At 68.7% G+C, this 4589-nt stretch carries 4 protein-coding genes and 2 pseudogenes; 3 read left to right on the top strand and 3 right to left on the bottom strand.

The features are described 5' to 3' along the window. Positions 1-184, bottom strand: a pseudogene (locus R6V09_RS46560) (sugar kinase); the annotation flags it as partial. A 141-nt stretch (positions 185-325) separates the two neighbouring features. Between R6V09_RS46560 and R6V09_RS46555 the strand changes: the two are divergent. The 3 genes from R6V09_RS46555 (at position 326) to R6V09_RS46540 (ending at position 3821) form a co-directional block, all read left to right on the top strand. Further along, positions 326-1774 (top strand): APC family permease, encoded by a 1449-nt coding sequence (locus R6V09_RS46555; protein ID WP_317887517.1) that lies wholly within the window; start codon positions 326-328, stop codon positions 1772-1774. 410 nt (positions 1775-2184) lie between these two features. Next, on the top strand, positions 2185-2946 hold the full coding sequence (locus R6V09_RS46545) for a phosphotransferase (protein WP_317887516.1): 762 nt from the start codon (positions 2185-2187) through the stop codon (positions 2944-2946). A 104-nt stretch (positions 2947-3050) separates the two neighbouring features. After that, entirely contained in the window at positions 3051-3821 is a 771-nt protein-coding gene (locus tag R6V09_RS46540; RefSeq protein ID WP_317887515.1) for an ArsR/SmtB family transcription factor, read from the top strand. A gap of 35 nt (positions 3822-3856) precedes the next feature. Here the strand turns inward: R6V09_RS46540 and R6V09_RS46535 are convergent, their stop codons facing one another. Further along, the gene (locus R6V09_RS46535) at positions 3857-4297 is read right to left on the bottom strand and encodes an SPW repeat protein (RefSeq protein ID WP_317887514.1); all 441 of its coding nucleotides are present in this window, start codon (positions 4295-4297) and stop codon (positions 3857-3859) included. A gap of 90 nt (positions 4298-4387) precedes the next feature. Then, a pseudogene (locus tag R6V09_RS46530) lies at positions 4388-4589 on the bottom strand (RNA polymerase subunit sigma-24); the annotation flags it as partial.

Raw genomic sequence — 4589 nt, 5'->3', positions numbered from 1 at the left:
CCGCCAGGGCGGCGAGCGCGCTGGAGACCGTCGGCTTCGACAGGCCGGTCTCGCGGGCGAGTTGGGCGCGCGAGGCGGCACCGGCGGTGCGCAGCCGGTCGAGCAGCAGCCGCTCGTTGACGCTCCGCAGCCGCTGGCGGCTCCAGGGCTGTTCCTGCTGCTCTACGGCGTCGCTGGCGGGCATCGCACCATTCTCACTCATCGGGGACACCCTCTTGACGAGTCTAGTAAGGCTCCTTAACTTTATCGCCCAGTCAGCCACCGGATACCGGCCCGCACGCCGCACCCCGCTTCCCCCGAGTCACGCACCCCCTCAGGAGCCCCCATGTCCGGTAGTCCGCCCCCAGAAGGCGGCTTCGTCCGTAGCGTCGGCCTCTTCCAGGCCACCGCCATCAACATGAGCCAGATGTGCGGCATCGGGCCGTTCGTGACGATCCCGCTCATGGTCGCCGCGTTCGGCGGCCCGCAGGCGGTGATCGGCTTCGTCGCGGGCGCGATCCTCGCCCTCGCCGACGGGCTCGTGTGGGCCGAGATGGGCGCCGCGATGCCCGGCTCCGGCGGCAGCTATGTCTATCTCCGCCAGGCCTTCCAGTACCGCACCGGCCGGCTGATGCCGTTCCTGTTCGTGTGGACGGCGATGCTCTTCATCCCGCTGATCATGTCGACCGGCGTGGTCGGCTTCGTGCAGTATCTCGGCTATCTGGCACCGGACTTGGGCCAGACGTCCGGCGACCTGATCGGCCTGGGCATGATCGCCGTGGTGATCCTCCTGCTGTGGCGGGGCATCGAGAACATCGCGCGCATCACCGCCGTGATGTGGACGGTGATGATCGCCGCGGTGTTCCTGGTCATCGTGGCCGCCGCGAGCGACTTCAGCGCGCACCTCGCCTTCACCTATCCGGCACACGCCTTCGACCTGGGCAGCGACGGCTTCTGGCTCGGCTTCGCCGGCGGCCTGACGATCGGCATCTACGACTACCTCGGCTACAACACCACCGCCTACATGGGCGCCGAGATCAAGGACCCCGGCCGTACGCTGCCGCGCTCCATCCTCTTCTCCATCGTCGGCATCATGGCGATCTACCTGATGCTGCAGATCGGCACCCTGGGCGTCATCGACTGGCACCGGATGACGAACGCGAACGACATCGCCTCCACCTCCGTGGCCTCGGCGGTCCTGGAGAAGACCTGGGGCAAGGGCGCCGCCGACACGGTCACCGTCCTGATCCTGATCACGGCCTTCGCCTCGGTCTTCACCGGGCTTCTCGGCGGCTCCCGGGTCCCCTACGACGCGGCCCGCGAACGCGTCTTCTTCCGCCCCTACGCCAAGCTCCACCCCAAGCACCGCTTCCCGATGCTCGGCCTGGCCACCATGGGCGTGATCACCGCGATCGGCTTCCTCATCGGCCGCCACACCGACCTCGCGACCCTGATCCAGCTCCTGACCACGGTCATGGTCATCGTCCAGGCGCTGGCCCAAATCATCGCCCTGACGGTCCTGCGCAAACGCCAGCCGACCCTGCGCCGCCCCTACCGCATGTGGCTCTACCCGGTGCCGAGCATCGTCGCCTTCGTCGGCTGGTGCGTGATCTACGGCTACGCCGACAAGAACTCCCCGGGCCGCCACCCCATCGAGTGGTCCCTCGCCTGGCTCGCCCTGGGCTGCGTCGCGTTCGTCGTCTGGGCTCGTTTCGAGAAGGTGTGGCCGTTCGGGCCGAAGGAGATCACGGAGGAGTACCTCACGGAGACCGTGCCGGAACCCGCCGGTACCTGACGGCTGTTGACCCGTCCCCTTGCAGCGGGTACCTCGCCTGCGACGTCCACGACGGAGCGCCCGTCGGTCATCACCCGCACGGTGTCCACGGGCGCCCGCTCGTCCAACAGGCGTGCTTTATGGCCGCTGTTGGCCAACTCCCTCCCCAAGTCGCTGCCGATCTCACGTCCGTTGCGGAACTGCCCCGACGTCTCCCCGAGCACACTCACCGTGTTCGTGTACACGACCCGCCGGCATCCCAGCGCGGCGTAATTCCCCCACGCCGCGGTCGAGTTGGCCTCGCCGATTGCGGTCCGGTGCGGATCGCTCTCCGGCGCCGGATGCACCTGCCCCATGAAGTCCCCCTCGCGTCCCCCGATGAGCAGTGCCTCCGCGTGATCCGCGTACGAGCAGCGTGCCAAGCGATACTCGTGCCGTCGAACGCATTCGGGGAGGCGGGCCAGGTGAAGGAGTCGGTGCTCGGCGGAGGCGCGGTCAACGAGGTCGTACGGGTCGGCGCGACCGTACGCCGTACGCCCTCGGAACGGTCGCAGTACGTGACCGGACTGCTCGCGTTGTTCGAGCGGCGCGAGTGGGCGGGAGCGCCGCGTTTCCTCGGCACGGACGAGGAGGGGCGGGAGGTGTTCCAGTACGTCGAGGGGCGGGCGGCCGTCGGCCCCGAGGAACGGTCCGCCGCCCGCACCGACGACGGCCTCGTGCGCGTCGCGCGACTCGTCCGGGCCTTCCACGACCTGACACACGGCACGCCGGAGGCCGGTGACCAGGATGTCGTGTGCCACAACGACCTGGCCCCCAAGAACACCGTGTACGACACCGCGTGGCACCCGTCGGCCTTCGTCGACTGGGATCTCGCCGCCCCCGGCGAGCGCGTCCACGACGTCGCCCACGTCTGCTGGCAGTACCTGGACCTCGGCCCCGCCGTCACCGACGTGCGAGAGACCGCCCGCCGGATCGCGCTGATCTGCGACGCGTACGGGCTCGACGAGACAGGCCGGCTCCTCGACACCGTCCTGTGGTGGCAGGACCGGTGTTGGCGAGGCATCGAGGCCGGTGCCGAGCGCGGCGAGCGGGCCATGGCAGGGCTGCGGGCGAGCGGTGTCGTGGACGAGATCCGGGCCGCGCACGGCTGGGTGGCCGCGCACCGGCGCGAACTGGGCGCTCTCCTGGGCTGAGGCGCCGTATCCGATCCGAGCGCACGGTGGACGGCACGGCCCGCCTTGACATGCAAGTAATTGCCTGCATAACTTTGAGTGTGCGATCCGAACACGACTCAGGGATGGACGCGGTCTTCAAAGCGCTGGCCGACGAGACCCGCAGACGACTGCTGGACCGGCTGCACGAGCACAACGGGCAGACGCTCGGCGAGCTGTGCGGGCGCATCGACATGACCCGCCAGTCGGTGACCCAGCATCTGGCCGTCCTGGAGGCCGCCAACCTGGTCAGCACGGTGCGGCGCGGGCGGGAGAAGCTGCACTACCTCAATCCGGTACCGCTGCACGAGATCCAGGAGCGCTGGATCGACAAGTTCGAGCGCCCGCGCCTGCGCGCGCTCGGAGACCTGAAGCGACGAGCCGAGGAAGCCATGGCCGACAAACCGACATTCGTCTACGTCACCTACATCGCGAGCACCCCCGAGAAGGTGTGGGACGCCCTCACCGACGCCGATCTGACCGCCGCCTACTGGGGGCACAGCAATGTGTCCGACTGGCGGCAGGGTTCGCGTTGGGAGCATGTGCGCATCGACGGTTCCGGCATCGCCGACGTCGTCGGGACCGTCGTCGAGAGCGATCGCCCGAACCGCCTGGTGACCACGTGGACCTCGCCGGAGAACGAGGGCAAGGAGGACACGTACTCCCGCGTCACCTACGACATCCGGCGCCACGAGGACATCGTGCGCCTCACCGTCACCCACGAGGACCTCGCCGACGAGGGCGAGCTGTCCGACGTGTCCGGCGGCTGGCCCGCGGTGCTGTCCAACCTCAAGTCCGTCCTCGAAACCGGCAGCCCCCTCCCGCAGTCGCCGTGGCTGGTGCCGGGCTACCGGTGAAGGGGGCGTGGCTTCCTTTCGGGGCTCCTACGGTTCTACGGCTTGGGCGTGCTCCTCGCCGCCGTGGCGGCACACACGATGCCCAGGAGTACGGCCAGTCCGCCGATGATGACGTTGTTCAGGATGACGCCCTTGTCGGGGCTGCTGCCGACGATCCACGGCGAGACGATCATCCAGACACCCAGGGCGCTCATCGCCCAGCTGAGGCCGTACATGCGCTCCGGTGCCCTGGTGAACCCGAGGGCCAGCAGGCCGATCGCGATGCCGACGATCAGGTTGTGCGGCACGAGCGCCGGCTGGCTCGTCGTGTAGTGGAGTATCCACGGGGATACGGCGCAGTACAGACCGAGCAGGAACACCGGTCCGTCCACGAGCGCCACATCGCGTCCACCGAGCATGCGGGCGTAGCGCGCCTGCATTTCGGAGACATCAGGGTGGCTCGCTATGTCACCTCTGCTGTGCGAGACGTTGGCCATGACTCGTCTCCTTTGACTTGCTTGGCCTGACCGCGTCTGGTGCGGTGTGCGGTAGAAGCCGCTTCACTCCATTCTGCCCTTATTTATCCTTTATGTGTAGTGGTCAGCCTGTTCGTCGCGCCGGAGACCGCGGCGCAACTGGTGGAGCCCGCGTCGGGCATGGCTCTTGACCGTGCCCAGCGGCCAGCCGGGCCAGTTCACGCAGGACGAGGGCGCGGTCGAGAGCGGCGTCAGGCTCGTGGGCGCAGAGGTCGGCGAGGGCCGGGGTGGCCCCGGCGGCGGCCACGAGGTG

Source organism: Streptomyces sp. W16 (assembly GCF_033194735.1).
GTDB lineage: Bacteria > Actinomycetota > Actinomycetes > Streptomycetales > Streptomycetaceae > Streptomyces.
This window is presented reverse-complemented; position numbering and strand designations above follow the sequence as displayed.

Bases quoted from the DNA above. Each gene is read 5' to 3' on its own strand.
- R6V09_RS46540 (WP_317887515.1), top strand. From the start codon at position 3,051: ATGGACGCGGTCTTCAAAGCGCTGGCCGACGAGACCCGCAGACGACTG.
- R6V09_RS46555 (WP_317887517.1), top strand. From the start codon at position 326: ATGTCCGGTAGTCCGCCCCCAGAAGGCGGCTTCGTCCGTAGCGTCGGC.
- R6V09_RS46535 (WP_317887514.1), bottom strand. From the start codon at position 4,297: ATGGCCAACGTCTCGCACAGCAGAGGTGACATAGCGAGCCACCCTGAT.